The following is an 18,403-nucleotide window of genomic DNA, read 5'->3' as shown; positions in this document are numbered from 1 at the left end:
GGCCCGGAACTCGCAGGCCCGGCCAGGGAGATCAGTTGTCCCGTGCGCGGCGGCACCGACACCATCCATAGCCGACACGGTAACCGCGACCCCACGACCACCGCCGGCCCGCAATGGAGATGGACAGCCTTTGGAGCTGAACCGTTTGCGACATCACGGCCGGCGGTCGCGCGTTCGCAACGTCCTGGCCGTCGCTCGCCGGCGACATCACGGCCATCCCTCGCTCGCGACAGCACAGCCGTCGCACCGTGATTCGTTTGCGACATCAGCTCCAAAGGCAGCGCGGACAGCGTCCCCCGCCCACCCCAACCCACCGCACCCCAAACCACCCCAAACCACCCCAACCCACCCGCGCCCCGGCGGCCCTACTCCCCCGTCGATCATGGAGTTGTGGTGGGCCGCAAAGTACCTTTAATAGCCCCAAACCAGGCACCACAACTCCATGATCGACGTTGGTGGGTCGCGATCTTGCGCTTGGTGTCCCGGCATCGGGGGCATACTGCGCTTATCGACGACCGAAACTGCTAGATCGACGCGGGCCGGGCCGGGCGGGGCGGGACGGGGCGTTGCCGGAGTTGCGCGGGCCGGGCGGGACAGGGCTGTCGAGCGGAGGGGTCAGACCTTGAGCAGCACCTTCGTACAGTCGTCCTGCTTCTTCTGGAAGATCTTGTAGCCCTTCGGGGCGTCACGCAGCGGCATCCGGTGGCTGACGATGAAGCTCGGGTCGATCTCGCCGCGCCGGATGTGTTCCAGCAGTGGTCTGGTGTAGCGCTGGACGTGGCACTGACCGGTACGCATGACCAGCGACCTGTTCATGAACGCGCCCATCGGGAACTTGTCGACGAAGCCGCCGTACGCGCCGACGACCGACACCACACCTCCGGAGCGGCAGGCGAGGATCGCCTGTCGCAGCGCGAACGGCCGTTCCGTCTCGACCCGGGCGACCTGCTTGGCCCGGTCGTACGCGTACATGGCGGCGTTGCCGTGGTGGCCCTCCAGGCCCACCGCGTCGATGCACGCGTCGGGGCCCCGGCCGGCGGTCATCTCGTTGAGCGTGTCCAGCACGTCGACGTCCTCGTAGTTGATCGTCTCGGCGTCGAGGTGCTCCTGGGCCAGTCGCAGCCGGTACGGGAAGCGGTCGATGACGATCACCCGCTCGGCGCCGAGCAGCCGGGCGCTGGCCGCGGCGAGCAGCCCGACCGGCCCGGCGCCCCAGATCGCGATCACCTGCCCGGGTTTGATGTCGCACATCTCGGCGCCCATGTAGCCGGTCGGAAACACGTCGGCGAGCATCACCGCCTGGTCGTCGCTGACGTCGTCGGGCACCGTGACCGGGCCGACGTCGGCGAACGGCACCCGGGCGTACTCGGCCTGACCACCGGCGTAGCCGCCGAGCAGGTGGGAGTAGCCGAAGATGCCGGCCGGCGAGTGCCCCATGATCTTCTCGGCGATGCCGGCGTTCGGGTTGGAGTTCTCGCAGACCGAGTAGAGGCCGCGTTGGCAGGACGAGCAGTGCCCGCAGGCGATCGGGAAGGGCACCACCACCCGGTCACCCGGTTTGAGGTTGCGGACCTGGGGGCCCACCTCGACGACCTCGCCCATGAACTCGTGGCCGAGGATGTCGCCCTTGCGCATGGCGGGGATGTAGCCGTGGTAGAGGTGCAGGTCGGAGCCGCAGATTGCCGTGGTGCTGACCCGGACGATCGCGTCCCGGGCGTTCATGATGCTCGGGTCGGGTACGTCGATGACCTTGACGCTGTCGGGTCCCATCCAGGCGGTGGCCTTCATTCTCGGTCCCTTTCGAACGAGCCCCGGGCGGTCAGCGGCGGGACGCCGGCAGCGGCTGGGCGGGGCGCTGCATGGCCTGTTGGCGTACGGAGATGCCGGTGGGGCTGCCCTCGGAGCGGACCACCTCGCCGGTCTCCAGCACCTGCTTGAACCGGCGCAGGTCGTCACGGACCTGCTGCTCGGGTTCCTCGCCGAAGAGCTTCGCCACCGCGCGGCCGAGCGCGCCGGCCGGCGGCGCGTAACGCAGCTCGACCCGCACCTCGGTCCCCCGGTCGCCGGGGGCGGGCACGAACCGGACCCGCCCGGCGTTTGGCACCCGGGTCCCGGGCATCGACCGCCAGGTGATCGACTTGTTCGGCTGGTCGTCGATGATCTCGGCGTCCCACTCGACCCGGCGCCCGGCCGGGCCACGGGCGATCCAGTGTGAGCGGCGCAGGTCGTCGGCGCGGACGGATTCCAGGTGCGCCATGAACCGGGGCAGGTTCTCCATGTCCCGCCAGAACCGGTACGCCTCGGCCGGCGACCGGTTCACCGTCACCGCGATCTCCATCCGGATCACCCGGGCGCGGGCCCGGCGCGCCCGGCCGATGCGGATGGCGGAGAGCACGTCGACGGCGGTGACGCCGGCGATGGCGAGGGTGGTCAACGCGACCCGGCGGCGGCGTTCAGCGTCACGGTCGGCGAGGGCCCGTCCAAGCAGGGTGAGGTCCATCGCGTCGCCGGCTACCCGGCTCCAGGCCCACCCGGCGGGTCGGCGGCCGCTGAGCAGGCCGGCGGCGCTGCCCAGCTCCCGCAGACCGATGGCGGGGAGCACGGAGCGCGCGGCCGGGGTGTCGTCCACCCCGGTCAGTCGCGCGACGGCTCCGGGGGCGACGAGCGCGCCGGCTCCCAGGGCCAGGCTCAGCAGGCCGAGCGCGCTGGGCAGCGTCGCCGGCACCGGCCCGTCCAGCTCCGGCAGGAGCACAGTGTCGACACGACTCATGTCCGGTCCCTCTCCGGTGGGCGTCGCCGCCGGTGCGGCGGGACGAGCGGTGGTTCCGCCCCCGTGACGCTATGCGGTACCCGTGACCTCTGCGCCACGTTCGGGCATAACGCGGCATTCGCGCGGCACGAGTGGGTTGTCGGCCCACCTCAGTCAGGAACGCGACATTGACCGATTTGGATCATCTACTGACCGTTAGCGTCTGCTCACCATGCCACGACACGGAGGGACCACGCCCGTGAGTCGCACACTCCTGCGCCACCTCACCGCCACCATCGCCGTCGCCCTGCTCGTCGTTGACGCCACCGCCCCGGCCGCCGCGCGTACCCCCGGGTCGTCCGAGCCCGGCGCCGTCCGCACCGTCGTGCGCGACGCGGCGACCGGCGCGCCGGTCCCCCGGGTCTGCGCCGCGCTCGTCCCGGTGGACGCCGCGGCCCTGGCGGCGGTCACCCTCGGTGAGGACCAGCTCGGCCGGGGCGGGGGTTGCTCCGACGACCAGGGCGTTCTGGTGACCAGCGAGGTCGCCCCCGGCGGGTACCGGCTGCTGGTCAACTCCATCTACCCGCCGGGGTACGGCTGGCAGTGGGTCGGCCGGCACGGCGGCACCGGTGAGCGCGAGCGGGCGCAGGTGGTCCAGGTCCGCCCCGGTGCGGTGGTCGGTGCGCCGACCGTCCGACTCGACCCGGCGGGCACCGTCGTCGGGGTGGTGACCGACGCGGCGACCGGCGCGCCGGTGCCGCGCGCGCGGGTGATGGTCGTGCCCTACGTGACGGACCCGAAGAACGACGACCACGGCCCCATGACCGACGAGGAGGGCCGTTACACGATCAGCGGCCTCGGCCCGTACCACTGGCCGGTGCAGTTCGCCGCGGGCGGGCTGGCCACCGTGTGGTCCGGTGGGGTGGGCGCCCGGGCGCAGGCGCGGACGGTGCGGGTCCGCGCCGGGCTGACAGCGACCCTGAACCAGGCGCTGCCCGCCGGCATCCCGCTGGGCGGAGCGGTGGTGGTCGACGAGCTGCTCACCTACGCCCAGGTGCTCGCGTTCGACGCGGCCACCGGGGACCTGGCCGGCGTGGCGGACGTGGGCAACGGGTACGCCCTGCGCCTGCTCCCCGGTCAGCGGGTGCGGCTGCGCTGTGACTGCGCGTACGCCCCGCCGGTGTGGCACCGCGACGCCGCCGGCTTCGACGCCGCGACCCCCGTGCGGGTCCGACGGGCGCCGGTCGTGGTGGACTTCCCCATCGACTGACGGCGGATTCTGGCCGTCGACCGGAACCTTCTTCCCCGCCCGTGGGTGGGAGTGAGGGGAAGGGAGGTGGCGGTGTCCGACGGCGATCTGATCTCCGAGCTGTATGCCGGCTGTTTTCGACGCCTGGTCGTCCAGGTGTACGCGGTGACCGGCGACCTGAACGAGGCGCAGGAGGCGGTCCAGGAGGCGTTCACCCGGGCGCTTGTGGCGCCGGGTCGGTTCGCCGGGCTGGAGAACCCGGAGGCCTGGTTGCGTCGGTTCGCGGTGAACTGGGCCCGCAGTCGGTTTCGTCGTCGCCGGATATACGACGGCCTGCTGCGCCGCATCGGTGCGCCGCCGGCCGTCGCCGACCACTCCCCGGAGCACCTCGCCCTGCTCGCCGCGCTGCGCGCGCTGCCCGAGGGGCAGCGGCACGCGTTGGCGCTGCACTACCTCGTCGACCTGCCGGTGGACGAGGTCGCCGCCACGCTCGGCGTGACGTCCGGGACGGTGAAGTCCCGGCTGTCGCGGGGTCGGGTCGCCCTGGCCGCGCTGCTTGCCGACACGGACGCTACGGAAACCGGGAGGATCGATGTCGGGTCGTGAGTTCCCCGGATTCGACGTGGACACCGTCACCGAGGCCGTCTCGCCGCCGCCCCTCGACCAGTTGCGCAGCACCGCCCGGTCGCGGCGGCGCCGGGTGGTCGCGATGGCCGCGGCCGCACTCGTGGCGGTGGCCGGGCTGGCGGTCGTACCGCTGGTGGCCGAGCCGGACCGGGTCGCGCCGGCCGACCCGCCGACACCGTCGGATGGACAGTACAGCCAGTTCACGCTGACCGGGCCGAGCTCCGGGGTCGACGTGCGGCAGGACGGCTGTGTCGTGCGCTTCTCCTACACCGGCGACGGTGGCCGCGGCTGGTCGGACTGGGACGCGGCGCGTTTCGAGGGCACTCGGTGTGTGGCCGGCACCGCCGCCGGGACGCCGGGCAGCGGCACCGGCTTCTTCGTCCTCGGGGAGCGGTCCTACCTGGTCACCGACTCGGGGCTGGCGCAGGTCTCCACCGACTACGGCCGCACCTGGCGCAACGCGGATGCCGCGATCGTCGCGGTGCCCGCGTTCCCGGCAACGGCCCGACCCGTCGCCTGTGGCTTCGGCTGCGCGCCGGTGTCCGAGCCCCTGGCGGTGGACCCCACGAGTGGAACGGTGTACCGCCTCACCGCCGCGGCGCCGTCGTGGCGCCCGCTGTACAGCCTCTACCCGGCGGCGGACGGCAGCATCTGGGCCACGTACCGGATGGGGAGGGGCGCGGGGTCGACCGTCGCGCGCAGCGCCGACCGGGGCGCGACCTGGACCGCGTGGGAGATGAGCGATCAGGGCGCGCTCACCGCGGTCGGCATCGACGAGCGGGAAGGATATGTGCTGACCGAACCGTCGACCGCGGAAGGTGGGCTCCGGCTGTTGCGGACCACGGACGGCGCGAAGACCTGGACGGACACCGGCGCCCAACTGCCGGGCAGGGGCCACTACGACCTCACGGTGGGGTCGGACCGGTCCCTGTTGGCGATCACCGCCGGCGAGGGCACCGAACCCGACCGCCGTGCTCGACTGCTGGTCAGCCGGGACGACGGGCAGCACTTCACCGTCGCCCGGGAGTACGGCCGGCTCGTCGGCGCGGTCAGTGTCGCGCCCGGCTACGCGTGGATCTTCGGGCGCGACGACGGGTCGACAGGCGAGCCGGACCATCTCCTCGTCACCACTGACGGCACCACCTGGACCCGCTTCTCGCTCGCTCCCTGAACGAGGGGCACCGCAAACGTTAGGAGTGATCCGCACCGGGTAGCCGGCATGCGCTCTGACCAGCGGCCGAGGAGGTGGGATGTCGGAGACCAGCGCCTTCTTCGAGCGGTTGACGGTCGCCGGCCAGGACCCGCGGTTCAGCAAGGTCTGTGGGAGCGTGCGGTTCGACATCCGCGACGGCGGCCACCTGGAGCAGTGGCTGCTGGACATCGACCATGGCCAGATGCGGGTGACCCGCAGCGGTGGTCCCGCCACCACGGTGATCAAGGTGTCCGCGCAGGTGGCGGAGGCGATGGCACGGGGTGAGGTGAACGGTCTGGCGGCGATCACCCGGGGCGAGATCCTGGTCGACGGTGACCTCGCCCTGGCGTTGCGCATCGGGCGACTGTTTCCCCGCGAACCCGGGCCGCCGCACGGCGACGACCCGGACAGCGGGGCGTGACCGATGCGGGACATCGCGGGCACGGTGGCGTGCATCGACGGGAACACCTTCATGGTCTCCGACGCCAGCGGCGACGTGGAGTCGTCGCCGAGCACCCCGGTCGGCCTCTTCGCCGCCGACACCCGGTTCCTGTCCCGCTGGATGCTCACCGTGAACGGCGAGTGCATGACCGCGCTGTCGGTGGACGACAGCCAGTACTTCGAGGTCACGTTCTTCGTGGTGCCGGGCGGGGCGGTGGACTACGTGCAGGCCGACGTGTCGGCCATTCGACGCCGGCGCATCGGCCCGGACCTCACCGAGTCGCTGACGATCTTCAATTACGGCGAGCGGGACATGACCCTCGACGTACGCCTGGAGGTGGCCGCCGACTTCGCCGACATCTTCGAGATCAAGTTCGACATCGGTGACAAGGCCGGTGCCCACTACACGCACGTCGGTGCGGACGAGCTGCGTCTGGGCTACCGGCGCGGCACGTACCGCCGTGAGGTCGTGGTGTCGGCGAGTGAGCCCGCCGAGTTCGATCCGAGCGGCCTCCGGTTCGCGGTCCGGCTGCGCCCCGGGGAGCAGTGGTCGACCCGGCTGCAGGCCGCCATGCTGGCGCTGCGACCGGACGGTGTCGACCTGCGCTCCGCCCTGCGCGCCCAACGACCGGACGAGTCCACCCTGCCCAGGAGCGTGCGGGCCTGGGTGGCGTCGGCCCCGACCCTGGACACCGAGAGCGTCGACCTCCAGCAGGTCTACCATCGCAGCCTGGTGGACCTGGCCGCGCTGCGCTTCGCCCCGCTCTCCCTCAGCGGCGCGAGTGTGCCCGCCGCCGGGTTGCCCTGGTTCATGACCCTGTTCGGTCGGGACAGCCTGTTGACCTGTCTGCAGACCCTGCCGGTCACCCCGTCGCTGACCCCACCGACACTGCGGATCCTCGCGTCGCTGCAGGGCGCCCGCACCGACGACGTGCTGGAGGAGGACCCGGGTCGGATCCTGCACGAGCTGCGCTACGGGGAGTCGGCCGCGTTCGAGGAGCAGCCGCACTCGCCGTACTACGGCACGGTGGACGCCTCACCGTTGTTCGTGGTGCTGCTCGACGAGTACGAGCGGTGGAGCGGCGACACCGCGTTGGCGTTGGAGTTGGAGCAGGAGGCCCGCGCGGCGCTGGCCTGGATCGACAGGTACGCGGACCTGACCTCCACCGGCTACGTCTGGTACCAGCGACGCAATCGGGCCACCGGCCTGGACAACCAGTGCTGGAAGGACTCCTGGGACAGCATCTCCTACGCCGACGGCCGGCTGCCGGGCTTCCCGCGGGCCACCTGCGAGGTCCAGGGGTACGCCTACGACGCGAAGATCCGGGGAGCCCGGCTGGCCCGTACCGTCTGGGGTGACCCCGCCTACGCCGAGCAGTTGGAGAGTGAGGCGGCGGCCCTGTACGACCGCTTCAACCGGGACTTCTGGTTGGAGGACCGCGGCTTCTACGCCCTCGCGCTCGACCACGACGGCACCCCTGTCGACAGCCTGTCGTCGAACATCGGGCACCTGTTGTGGAGTGGCATCGTGCCACCGGAGCGGGCGCCCCGGGTGGTCGAGCACCTGATGGGTCCGGCGCTCTTCTCCGGGTGGGGGGTGCGGACGTTCGCCGAGGGGCAGCGCCGCTACAACCCGCTCGGCTACCACAACGGCACGGTCTGGCCGTTCGACAACTCGTTCATCGCCTGGGGTCTGCGCCGCTACGGGTTCGGCGGTGAGGCGGCCCGCATCGCCGAGGGCATCCTCTCCGCCGCGACCTACTTCGAGGGTCGGCTACCCGAGGCGTTCGGCGGGTTCGACCGCGACACCACCCGGTTCCCGATCCGGTACCCGACCGCCGGCAGCCCGCAGGCGTGGTCCAGCGGGGCCTGCATGCTGCTGATCCGCACCATGCTCGGGATCAACCCGCACGACGACCACCTGGCCGTGGACCCGGCGCTGCCGTCCGCCTTCGGGCGGATCGCGCTGCTGGACATCCCCGGCCGGTGGGGCAAGCGCGACGCGTTCGCCCGGCAACGCCCGGACAGCGGCGGCGGCCCGGTCAGTTGACGGTGCAGCCGCCGTGGGCGCGCGTCTCGCGCAGCCAGTCGAGCCAGCCCACCCACAGCGCGTCGGTCTCCCACTCGACGGGCGGGGTGGTCGGCGTCCGCGCGTACCCCGGTCGGGACTCAGCCGACGGTGGATCTGGTGGCCCGGAAGGTACGCCGGTACGCGTCCGGGGGCACGCCGACGGTGCGGTGGAAGTGTCGACGCATTGTCGCGGCGGTGCCCATGCCGGCCGCCTCGGCGACGGCGTCGATGCTGTCGTCGGTGTTCTCCAGCAGCTCCTGGGCACGGCGGACGCGCTGCGTCGACAGCCACAGCAGTGGGGTGGTGCCGGTGGCCGACCGGAAGTGGCGAGCCAGGTTGCGTGAGCTCATGTTCGCCTGCCGGGCCAGGTCCTCGACGGTCAGTGGCCGGTCAAGGCGGGCCAGCGCCCAGGGGAACAGGGTGGCCAGCGGGTGGTCGTCGCGGGCGGGCACCGGGGTGGTGACGTACTGGGCCTGACCGCCGGCGCGGTGCGGTGGTACGACCAGGCGCCGGGCAACGGCGTTGGCGACCGTCGAGCCGTGGTCGCGGCGGATCAGGTGCAGGCACAGGTCGATCGCGGCGGCCTTGCCGGCGGAGGCGAGCACGGCGCCGTTGTCGACGTAGAGCACGTCCGGGTCGACGCGTACCCGGGGATAGCGGGCGGCCAGCACCTCTGTGTGGGCCCAGTGGGTGGTGGCGCGCTGCCCGTCGAGCACCCCGGCGGCGGCCAGCACGAACGCGCCGGTGCACAGCGAGACCATCCGGGCGCCCGCCGAGTGGGCCGCGCGGACCGCGTCGAGCAGGTCGGGGGGTAGGTCCCCGTCGACGTCCTCGACCGACGGGATGATCACGGTGTCGGCGCGGGCGAGGCGGTCCAGCCCGTCGTCGGGCTCCACCAGGAAGCGGCCGACCCGGACCGGGTGGGGGCCGCAGATCACCACGTCGTACCAGGGGTCGGCCAGGCCGGATGGGTCGTGGGCGAATGCCTCGCAGGCCAGCGCCAGCTCAAGGTGCAGCATCCCGTCGGTGGCGGCGATCGCGACAAGGGCCATGTCCGAAACTGTACGGGAGTTGGCGTTCCCGACGCTGGCTGGTCGCCGGCCGCTGCGCGAGGCTGGACCCAGTCGATCTTCCGAGGGGGCAGTTGTGGGTTACCACGTGGCGGTGTTCGGGGCGTACGGGCACACCGGACGGTTCGTGATGGCGGAGCTGCGTGAGCGCGGGTTCGGCGCCCTGCCGGTGGGCCGTGACCCGCGCCGGTTGGCAGCGTTCGGGCTCGACCACCGGGTGGCGTCGGTCGATGATCCGGCCTCGCTCGACGCGGCGCTGGCCGGCGTGGACGCGGTCGTCAACTGCGCCGGACCGTTCGCGTCGACCGCCCCCGGCGTGATCGAGGCCGCGCTGCGCGCCGGGATCCCGTACGTGGACGTGGCGGCCGAGATCGAGGCGAACCTCGACACGTTCGCGCACTTCACCGAACCGGCCCGAGCGGCCGGTGTCGCGGTGGTGCCGGCGATGGCCTTCTTCGGTGGGCTCGGCGACCTGCTCGCGACGACGGCGATGGGCGACTGGACGTCGGCCGACGAGGCGCACGTCGCGTACGGACTGAGCAGCTGGCACCCGACGGCCGGGACGGTCGCCGCGGGCGTCGTCTCCCGCGAGCGCCGCGCCGGCCGCCGGGTCCGCTACGCCGGCGGCCGGTTGGAGTACCACTCGGGTGGGGAGCTGCCGAGGGTGGACTGGGACTTCCCCCCGCCGCTGGGCCGGCGCGCCGTCTTCGGGGAGTTCAGCATGGCCGACATCGTCACCATCCCCCGTCACCTGGTCATACCCGAGGTCCGCACCTACATGACCGTCGACGCCGCCACCGACCTGGTCGCCGCGGCAGCGCCGGTCGCCGTCGACGAGCGGGGCCGGTCAGCGCAGACGTTCACCGTCGACGTCGTCGTGCGTCGCGGCGACGCGCGCCGCCGCGTCGTGGCCAGTGGGCAGGACATCTACGCGGTCAGCGCGCCCCTGGCCGTGGAGGCGGTCCGGCGCATCCTCGATGGTCGGACGAGGACCAGCGGCGTCGCCCCCGCCGGCGAGATGTTCGACGCGGCCGACTTCCTGCGCGCGCTGTCGCCGGCCGTCACTGTCGAAACGGTCAGCGACCGGGGCTGAGAATTCGACCACAATTCGTTCCCCAAAATCCGTAATCACTGAACCGGGACGGGACGACCGAACTTAAAGAAGACTTAAGACTATACGGAGGAAAAATTGTCATCCGGGGCCGCCGAGCCGGCTGCCAGGGCACTTGCCAAACGGCCCCCTTAATTCTTTCCCCGCGAGTTGAATCAGGCCCCTGACGTGCACATACTCCTTCCGACAGAAGCTTTGTCGTCGACTCGAAGGAAACCACTGGTAATGCGGACTCCCCCCGCGCACGTCGCACCGCCGGACCGGGCGCGAAAGCGCCGCCGCCTCGCCCGCGTCACGCTCGCCTCCGCTGTCGTCGCCGCACTCGCCGGCAGTGGCATCTACATCGCCGGCGCTCAGGCCGAAGAGGTCGCCGTACCCGGCCGGGTGCAGGCGGAGGCCTTCGCGGCGCAGTCCGGTGCACAGACCGAGGGCACCGGCGACGCCGACGGCGGCCGCAACGTCGGCTGGCTGGCCAGCGGCGACTGGCTGCGCTACGACGGCGTGTCGGTGACGGGCGCCGACCTGACCGCCCGGTTCGCCTCGCACAACTCCGTCGGCGGCGCCGTCGAGTTGCGCCTCGGCACGCAGAACGGTCAACTACTGGCCAGCTTCCCCATCACCTCGACCGGCGGCTGGCAGAAGTGGAAGACCGCCACCGCGAAGGCGTCGGGTGTGCCGGCCGGCCCGCAGACCGTCTTCGCGGTCGTGAAGAGCACCGTCACGTCGGATTTCGTGAACCTGAACTGGTTCACGTTCGGCCCCGCGACGGGCACCTCACTTAGCGCGTCAGCGACGGCGAGCACGTCGGCCGCCCCCTCGGCCCCGCCGAGCTCCACCGCATCCCCGTCGACGTCGGTCCCGCCGAGCACGCCGCCGGCCGGTGGCTGGGTGCCGGTCGACCAGGCCAAGTGGAACAGGGAACTGGCCGCCTTCAACGCCCTCACGCCGAAGGCGGTGCCGCCGGGCACCACCCGGGTGCCCGAGTTCCACACCGACTGCGGCGTCGCGAACTCGGCCCCGGACGACCCGATCGTCCTGCCGGGCCTCTCGGGCGCCTCGCACATGCACACGTTCTTCGGCCCGAAGATCGACGCCTTCACCACGACGGACAAGCTGTTCGCCGCGGCGAACACCTGCAACGCACCCGGGGACAAGAGCGCCTACTGGGTCCCGGAGCTGCGCAAGGACGGCAAGGCCGTGCCGATCAAGAGCATGCGCATCTACTACGGCTCGCGGGTCAAGGACCCGTCGACCGTCAAGCCCTTCCCGCCGGGCCTGGTGGTGGTCGAGGGCGACGCCAAGCGGCAGGTGGACACTCCGAAGAACGCCGGTAGCAACCAGTTCTGGTGCGCGGGCAGCGCCGAGATCGGCCGCAGCACGGACGGCAACTGGCCGAGGTGCGCCTCCGGTGGCAACCTGATCTTCCAGCTCGTGTTCAAGGACTGCTGGGACGGCAAGAACATCGACTCCCCCGATCACAAGTCGCACATGGGCGACCCGGTGAACGGTGTCTGCACCGGGAAGTACCCGGTGGCCGTGCCGGACCTCTCCTTCATGGTCAACTATGAGTCGCTTGGTGGCGACGGCCTCAGCCTCTCCTCCGGCAAGCCGTCGTCCATGCACGGCGACTTCATGAACGCCTGGGAGCCGGAGCGTCTCGCCGACCTGGTCAAGTCCTGCCTCAACCAGAACGCGAAGTGCGGCATCGACACGACCTTCGCCGGCGGCTGACCCCCGCCTGCGCGCACAGGAACGGCCCCCACGCCTGAGCGTGGGGGCCGTTCGTCGTCACACCCGACCTGATCAGGCCGCGATGGTCAGAGGACCATGGTGACGCCCTGCGCCTTGCACGCGGTGCTGATGTCCTTGCCGGCCTTCTCGAAGGCCGGGTTGTCGGCTGCGGTCGCCGGGTCCGCCGCGGCTGCGGCCTTGGCCGCCTCAGCGGCGAACGCCCGCAGGGCGTCGACGAGCTTGCCGTCGCCGGTCGCGGCGACAGTGGTCACCTTCTGCTCCAGCCCGGTCAGGATCTTCTTGAAGTCCGCCGCCGACCCCTCGCCGGTCGTGACGACCTTCACCATCTCGGCCCGCATCTCGTCGCTGGCCTTCTTCACCGCCTCGCAGAGCTGCTTGTCGGTCGCCGAGCCCGCCGCGGCGGACGACGGCGTGGCGGCAGCGGAGGTGGCCACCGCGGTCGCGGCTGCGGAGGTGGGAGCGGGTGTGGCGGATCCGGCGGTGGTCGCCTTGTCACCGTCACCACAGGCGGCGAGGGTCGTCGAGACGGCAAGGATCAACATGGCGGAAGCAAGACGGGAAGATTTCACGGACGCGGACGATAGCCGATGTCCGGACGCTGATCAATTTGCTTGGCGCCGTGAGCTGGAGCGGGGGCACCACTGTGGACGGCGGGCTGGTAGGAAGAGGCGAATCGCCTTACCTCAGGGAGATGATCGTGGCACGTTCCCACCTGTCCCGCCGTTCGCTGCTGACCGCCGGTGGCGCCGCCGCCGTGGCGCTCGGCGCGGCCGCAGCCAGCCCGTCCGCCGCCATCGCCGCGCCAGCCGAGACCCCGGTCGACACGCCGGCCGAGGCGCTGCGTCGCCTGCTGGCCGGCAACCGGCGGTTCACCTCCGGCCACGGCCGGCACCCCCACCAGGGCCTGACCGACCTGCACCGGCTCGCCGCCGGCCAGCACCCGTTCGCCATCACCGTCGGCTGCGCGGACTCCCGGGTGGCCCCCGAGGTGCTGTTCGATCAGGGGCTGGGTGACCTGTTCGACAACCGGGTCGCCGGCAACATCGTCGACGACCTGCTGCTCGGCAGCGTCGAGTTCGCCGTGGAGGAGTTCGGCAGCCTGCTGATCGTCGTCCTCGGCCACGAACGCTGCGGCGCGATCACCGCCACCATCGACGCCATCCACAGCGGTGCAACGGCGCCCGGGCACGTCGGCACCATCGTGGACGCCCTGCGCCCGGTCGTCGAGCCGGTGCTGGACCAGCCCGGCGACCCGGTGGAGGACGGGGTCCGGGCCAACATCGCCGCGCAGGTGCGGGCGCTCAGCGCGCGCAGCACGATCATCGCCGAGAAGGTGCAACGAGGGTGCGCTGCGTGTGGTGGGCGCCCGCTACGACCTGGACAGCGGGCGGGTCTCGCTGGTGGCCTGAGGCCGGTCACCCGATCCTGGGCCAGAGCGGTGGCGCTGGGCGGTCGTCCAACGAGGCCGACCAGCGCCGCCGGTCGCGTCGCGGCAGCCGGGTACGGCGGTAGTAGGACCAGCCGGCCATCGGCAAGGCGATCGTCCAGGCCACCAGGAGCGGGAGGCCGATCAGGACGCCGGTCGGGGTGAAGATGTCGTCGGCGCCGGGCTCGGTCAGGTCCGCCGCGAACTGCCACGGCAGGGTCGCCGAGTAACCGATCATCAGAGCGGACCCCAGCACCGTGGGTGTCAGCGGCACCCACGGTGGCACCCGACGCCCGCGCAGCCACGGCACCCACCGAGGAAAGACCGTCCCCCAGTCCTTGATGAGCCCCAGCGCCAGGACGCCACCGAGGCCGGCGAGGACGCAGAGCAGGCCCAGGTAGAACGCGCCGGCCGGCAGGCCCAGGAAACCGTCGACGGGGTGGTCCCCCACCCCTGGCCCACGACCGTGGTACCACTCGCGGAACGGGCCGGGGTTGGCGAACAGCGGAATACCCAGAATCCATGGCACGTGCAGCGGGATGAACCCGAGTACGGGGGCGATCCACGCCACGTGACCGGCCCGGCGCGCCCAGGGCGGCGGTGGTGGTGTCGCAGCAACTGCGCGGGTCATGGTTGTCTCCGTTTCAGCGGCGGTCGGCGCATCCGAGTTCACCGTGGTCGAACGACGAGACGAACGAATCGCTACCCGGGGGGACTCGCCTCCCCCGGTCCGGGGATCAGCCCTTTTTCGTCACGACAGTGTTTGTGACGAAAAGGCTCCCGGCGGCGGGCCACGGTCCGGAGGCTGAACACCATGAATGTGACCCGAATCGGCCGACCCGCCGACGGCAACCCACAGCCCGCGCCCGGCGACACCGTCGTCCGGATCACCGTCGTGGACGCCCTGCGGGGAAGCGCGCTGCTGCTCATCCTGCTGGTCAACATCGCGTTCTTCAGCTCCGGCTACGACTTCCACCTCGTCGACGACCCGACGCACGGCACCGTCGACCGACTTGTCGCGGGCGCGGTGGAGCTGCTGTTCGCGATGAAGGCGTACCTGCTGTTCGCCTTCCTCTTCGGCTACAGCTTCACCCTGCAACTCGACTCCGCGGCCCGGCGCGGCGTGGCGTTCCGCCCGGCGTTCCTCCGCCGACTCTCCGGGTTGTTCGTTCTCGGGGTGCTGCACGCGGTGCTGCTGTTCCACGGCGACATCCTCACCACGTACGCGCTGCTCGGTCTCGCGCTGCTCGCCGCCCGACAGATGGCGCCCCGCACCGCGCTGGTCGTGGCGGCGGGCATCATCGGTGGCATCGCCGTCGTGGTCGGGATCGCCGCGGTCCTCGGCGCCACGCTGGTGCCGGACGAGGCCACCGCGGTCAGCGCCGGCGCGCGTTCCACGCTGGCCCTGGGCGGTGGCCCCGGTGACGTCGTCCTGGAGCACCTGCGGTCGATGCCGGCGATGATCGGCGGCCTCGCCGTGCAGGGGCCTCTGGCGTTCGCGGCGTTCCTCGTCGGACTCGCCGCCGGCAGGCACCGCTTTCTCGCCTCCGTGCCCGCGCACGCGGACCTGCTGCGCCGGATCGAACGGGTGGGCTATCCGATCGGGCTTGCCGGCGCCGTCGTCTTCGCCGTCGGTGGGGGCACCGCGAACCTGACCGGGCTGATGGTCAGCATCGTCACCGCGCCGTTCCTGGCCGCCGCCTACGCCGCTACCCTGCTGCGCCTGTTCACGCGGCGGCCACGCGTCGCAGACGTGTTCGCACCCGCGGGGCGGATGGCCCTGACCAACTATCTGACCCAGTCGCTCGTGTGCGTGCTCGTCTTCAGCGGCGTCGGGTGGGGCCTGGTCGGCCGGACCTCGCCGGCACAGACGCTGGTGATCGCACTGGTGGTCTTCGCGGTCCAGGTGGCAGCCAGCTCGTGGTGGCTGCGGCGGTTCCGGTACGGGCCGGTCGAATGGGCGCTGCGCGCCTGGACCAACCGGGATCGCCGCCGCGACTAGGGTGGTGGCATGGTCGACCGGCACCAGGTGATGAACTTCCGGGTCCGCGCCCAGCAGCTCCACCGGGACCAGGGCGTCCTCGCCGACACCGCCGTCCTGGACCTCGGAGTGCAGAACACCGGTCCGGACGGCGCCCGGTGGGCGCTGGTCGTACGCGGTGTGGACGTGACGGCGTTGCCCGCCCCGGAGCTGGTGCTGTTGTGGACGGTGCGCGGCGCTCCCCACCTCTACCGGCGGGCCGACGTCGCGAAGGTGGCGGCGGCCGTCGAACCCTTCTCCGAGGCCGACGCCGGCAAGCGCATCTACGACGCCTCCAAGCCGTTGCGGGCCGCCGGCATCGACACTCTCGCGGCCCTCGACGAGATCGCCTCCCGGATACGGGGCATCGTCAGCACCCCGACGGTGAAGGGAGAGGTCTCTGGTCGCCTGGCCACCATGCTGCCCGAGCCGTACCTACGGTTCTGCCGGCCGTGCGACGCCACCCACCTCTACGAGATGCCGTTCCGGCTCGCCGCCCTGCGGGCCGGTCTGGAGTTGCAACTGGACACCTCACCCCCGATCCTGCAGCGCATCTCCGGGTTCCGGAAGGCAGCCGCCCCCGGCGACCGCTTCGACCTCATCCGCGCGTACCTTCGCCTGCTGGGCCCGGCCACCCCGAAACAGGTGGCCGACTATCTCGACGCTCCGGTGAAGGACGTGAAGGCGCACTGGCCCGACGATGTGGTCGAGGTGACCGTCGACGGCGAGGTGCGCTCACTGCTGGCCGCCGACGAGGAGGCGCTGGCGTCGGCCGACGGCCGGGGCATCCGGCTGCTCGGCCCGTTCGACCTGTTCCTCCAGGCCAAGGACCGGGCAACGCTGGTGCCGGACGCCGCCCGGGCCAAGGAACTGTGGCCGGTGTTGGGTCGCCCCGGCGCCGTCCTCGTCGACGGCGAATTGGTCGGCACCTGGCGTCCCCGCAAGTCCGGCAGGACGTTCACGGTCGCCGTCCAGCCGTGGCAGCAGCTGTCGGCCGCCACCCGTAAGGCCGTCACCGTGCAGGCCGAACGCCTCGCCGCGTACCGTTCCGTCGCCCTCGCCGGAGTCGACTTCGGCAGCTAGACGGACCCCCACTCCACCGTCCACGAGACGGCGGGCGCGGGTCGGTCAGCCGGGCGGCTGCTCGGCGGTAATGTCGTCCTCGCCGTACTCGCCGCGGACGGGCAGGTAGTAGGCGGGCAGGAACGCGGCGATGATGACGACGCCGGCGATCGGCACGAACGCGCCGACGACGATGCCGGAGCCGATCCAGACCAGCGCGAGCGCGAACCGGCGACCGATGGCCCGAGCACCGAGCGGGCCGAGGCCGGGATCCAGCAGTCTGGCCCGCCGAAGGTGGACCCAGATGATGTTGAACAGGGCCGCCGCCGTCCACAGCGTGCCCCCGTAGGCGACGACCGACGCCCGCAGCCCCTGCTCCGCGCGCAACGCCTCGGCGAGCAGTGAGGTGGTGAACGGCAGGAACGCGATGACCATCAGCAGCAGGGTGTTGAGGAACAACACCCCTCGGTCGACGTGCCGTACCCGGTCGAACATGACGTGGTGATTGACCCACACCTGCCCGATGAGCAGGAAGCTCAGCGTGTACGCCAGGTACGAGGGCCAGAGTTCGCCGAGCCCCTGGACGAGGCGCCCGAAGTCCTTCGGCGGTTGGATCTCCAGCACCAGGAGCGTCACGGCGATCGCGAAGACAGCGTCGCTGAAGGCCAGCAAGCGGCCCGGGCTACGGGTGAGCCGGAAGGTTTCCCTTTTGGGAGGCACGTAGCGAATTATGCGGTACGTCAGCTCTCGTCACGGTCGGCGGCGGCCGTTCTGCGCAGGTATGCCTCGGCCAACTGGCGCAGGCGCGCTCGGTCGAAGCTGTCCCCGTGGCCGGGATGGACGACGGACACGTCGAGGTCGACGAGGAACTGCATGCTCCGCCGGTACGCGGTCACGTCGGAGTTGGGCAGATCGTCGATCAGGGCACCCTCGTAGATGATGTCGCCGGAGTACAGGACCCCGGTGCGCTCCTCCAGCAGGGCGATGCTTCCCGGCGTGTGGCCCGGCAGGTGCAGCACGGTCAGCACCCGTCCGCCCAGGTCGACCCGGTCGCCGTCGTCGAGCAGGCGGGTCATGGCCAGGGGTGCGATCCGGTAGGCGGCCGGGTCGTAGTCGGGGTCGGGCAGGACGTCGATCATGAGCTCCGGGACGGCGTCCCCGGCGGCGTCGATACCCAGCTTCGCGAAGAGTTCCGCGCCGTAGAGGCTCGCCGGCACACCGGCCGCCAGGACCCCCGCCTCGCCGGGGTGGGCGGCCCGGTCCGCGAACTCCGACGCCCCACCGACGTGATCCAGGTGCGCGTGGGTGAGCACGACCAGCGGGTCGCGCGCGAACAGGCCCGGAATCGCCTCTCGCAGGGCGACCACACCGAGCCCGGCGTCGATCACGATGTCCCGGTCAGTGCCGCGCAACCACCAGAGGTTCGCCGACAGCAGCTCGTTGACGTGCGGCTCCGAGACCCGGACGACGTCGCCGTCCACCTCGGCCCGCGTAAACCAGTCGACCATGACCGAGAGTGTGCCAGCGCGGAGAGGAGTCATCTGTCCCGCGCGGACCGTGTCCGCGCCCGCACCAGCGGGAACGCCCGATCCGCCGATCCGGACGATTTCGACATGAAAGACTCGCCAGGCGC

The 18,403-nt window shown here is 71.6% G+C and carries 16 protein-coding genes; 10 read left to right on the top strand and 6 right to left on the bottom strand.

Translation table 11 applies throughout. From position 1 onward, the window contains the following. Positions 1–615: 615 nt before the first annotated feature. Positions 616–1,788, bottom strand: a complete 1,173-nt coding sequence (locus AB0C15_RS13250) for a zinc-dependent alcohol dehydrogenase (RefSeq protein WP_357351436.1) — start codon at positions 1,786–1,788, stop codon at positions 616–618. Between the two features lie 31 nt (positions 1,789–1,819). Then, positions 1,820–2,770: an SRPBCC family protein gene (locus AB0C15_RS13245; protein WP_357351435.1), complete on the bottom strand. Its 951-nt coding sequence runs from the start codon at positions 2,768–2,770 to the stop codon at positions 1,820–1,822. Between the two features lie 238 nt (positions 2,771–3,008). Between AB0C15_RS13245 and AB0C15_RS13240 the strand changes: the two genes are divergently transcribed. The 5 genes from AB0C15_RS13240 (at position 3,009) to AB0C15_RS13220 (ending at position 8,308) form a co-directional block, all read left to right on the top strand. Beyond that, positions 3,009–4,019, top strand: coding sequence for a carboxypeptidase regulatory-like domain-containing protein (locus tag AB0C15_RS13240; RefSeq protein ID WP_357351434.1), 1,011 nt, complete (start codon positions 3,009–3,011; stop codon positions 4,017–4,019). A 72-nt stretch (positions 4,020–4,091) separates the two neighbouring features. Further along, complete coding sequence (locus tag AB0C15_RS13235; RefSeq protein ID WP_357351433.1) at positions 4,092–4,604, top strand: sigma-70 family RNA polymerase sigma factor; 513 nt, start codon at positions 4,092–4,094, stop codon at positions 4,602–4,604. Then, positions 4,591–5,796, top strand: coding sequence for a hypothetical protein (locus AB0C15_RS13230; protein ID WP_357351432.1), 1,206 nt, complete (start codon positions 4,591–4,593; stop codon positions 5,794–5,796). The genes AB0C15_RS13235 and AB0C15_RS13230 overlap by 14 nt, the downstream gene beginning before the upstream one ends. 79 nt (positions 5,797–5,875) lie before the next feature. Continuing rightward, on the top strand, positions 5,876–6,238 hold the full coding sequence (locus AB0C15_RS13225) for an SCP2 sterol-binding domain-containing protein (protein WP_357351431.1): 363 nt from the start codon (positions 5,876–5,878) through the stop codon (positions 6,236–6,238). Between the two features lie 12 nt (positions 6,239–6,250). Beyond that, on the top strand, positions 6,251–8,308 hold the full coding sequence (locus AB0C15_RS13220; protein ID WP_357351719.1) for a glycogen debranching N-terminal domain-containing protein: 2,058 nt from the start codon (positions 6,251–6,253) through the stop codon (positions 8,306–8,308). Positions 8,309–8,427: 119 nt separating this feature from the next. Here AB0C15_RS13220 and AB0C15_RS13215 read toward each other — a convergent pair whose 3' ends face one another. Continuing rightward, positions 8,428–9,381, bottom strand: a complete 954-nt coding sequence (locus tag AB0C15_RS13215) for a helix-turn-helix domain-containing protein (RefSeq protein ID WP_357351430.1) — start codon at positions 9,379–9,381, stop codon at positions 8,428–8,430. Between the two features lie 94 nt (positions 9,382–9,475). Here AB0C15_RS13215 and AB0C15_RS13210 point away from each other — a divergent pair, with 94 nt between their 5' ends. Beyond that, the gene (locus tag AB0C15_RS13210; protein WP_357351429.1) at positions 9,476–10,492 is read left to right on the top strand and encodes a saccharopine dehydrogenase NADP-binding domain-containing protein; all 1,017 of its coding nucleotides are present in this window, start codon (positions 9,476–9,478) and stop codon (positions 10,490–10,492) included. 243 nt (positions 10,493–10,735) lie between these two features. Further along, a complete protein-coding gene (locus AB0C15_RS13205) occupies positions 10,736–12,241 on the top strand; it encodes a DUF1996 domain-containing protein (RefSeq protein WP_357351428.1) in 1,506 nt (501 codons plus the stop codon). An 86-nt stretch (positions 12,242–12,327) separates the two neighbouring features. Here the strand turns inward: AB0C15_RS13205 and AB0C15_RS13200 are convergent, their stop codons facing one another. Next, on the bottom strand, positions 12,328–12,831 hold the full coding sequence (locus tag AB0C15_RS13200; RefSeq protein WP_357351427.1) for a hypothetical protein: 504 nt from the start codon (positions 12,829–12,831) through the stop codon (positions 12,328–12,330). A gap of 128 nt (positions 12,832–12,959) precedes the next feature. Here AB0C15_RS13200 and AB0C15_RS13195 point away from each other — a divergent pair, with 128 nt between their 5' ends. The 3 genes from AB0C15_RS13195 to AB0C15_RS13185 all read left to right on the top strand — a co-directional run bounded on the left by AB0C15_RS13195 (position 12,960) and on the right by AB0C15_RS13185 (position 16,791). Further along, positions 12,960–13,853, top strand: a complete 894-nt coding sequence (locus AB0C15_RS13195; protein ID WP_357351426.1) for a carbonic anhydrase — start codon at positions 12,960–12,962, stop codon at positions 13,851–13,853. A 649-nt stretch (positions 13,854–14,502) separates the two neighbouring features. Continuing rightward, a complete protein-coding gene (locus AB0C15_RS13190) occupies positions 14,503–15,690 on the top strand; it encodes a DUF418 domain-containing protein (RefSeq protein ID WP_357351425.1) in 1,188 nt (395 codons plus the stop codon). Between the two features lie 9 nt (positions 15,691–15,699). Continuing rightward, positions 15,700–16,791 (top strand): winged helix DNA-binding domain-containing protein, encoded by a 1,092-nt coding sequence (locus AB0C15_RS13185; RefSeq protein WP_357351424.1) that lies wholly within the window; start codon positions 15,700–15,702, stop codon positions 16,789–16,791. Between the two features lie 45 nt (positions 16,792–16,836). On the opposite strand, the gene AB0C15_RS13180 is transcribed toward AB0C15_RS13185, so the two are convergent. Together AB0C15_RS13180 and AB0C15_RS13175 are read right to left on the bottom strand one after the other, a co-directional pair. Then, positions 16,837–17,490: a TMEM175 family protein gene (locus tag AB0C15_RS13180; protein ID WP_357351423.1), complete on the bottom strand. Its 654-nt coding sequence runs from the start codon at positions 17,488–17,490 to the stop codon at positions 16,837–16,839. A gap of 20 nt (positions 17,491–17,510) precedes the next feature. Then, positions 17,511–18,278, bottom strand: coding sequence for an MBL fold metallo-hydrolase (locus AB0C15_RS13175; protein ID WP_357351422.1), 768 nt, complete (start codon positions 18,276–18,278; stop codon positions 17,511–17,513). Between the last annotated feature and the right edge of the window lie 125 nt (positions 18,279–18,403).

It is taken from the genome of Micromonospora sp. NPDC048835, from assembly GCF_040649995.1.
Classification (GTDB): domain Bacteria; phylum Actinomycetota; class Actinomycetes; order Mycobacteriales; family Micromonosporaceae; genus Micromonospora.
Note: the sequence above shows the minus strand (reverse complement) of the source record. Positions and strands in the feature narration are given on the sequence as shown.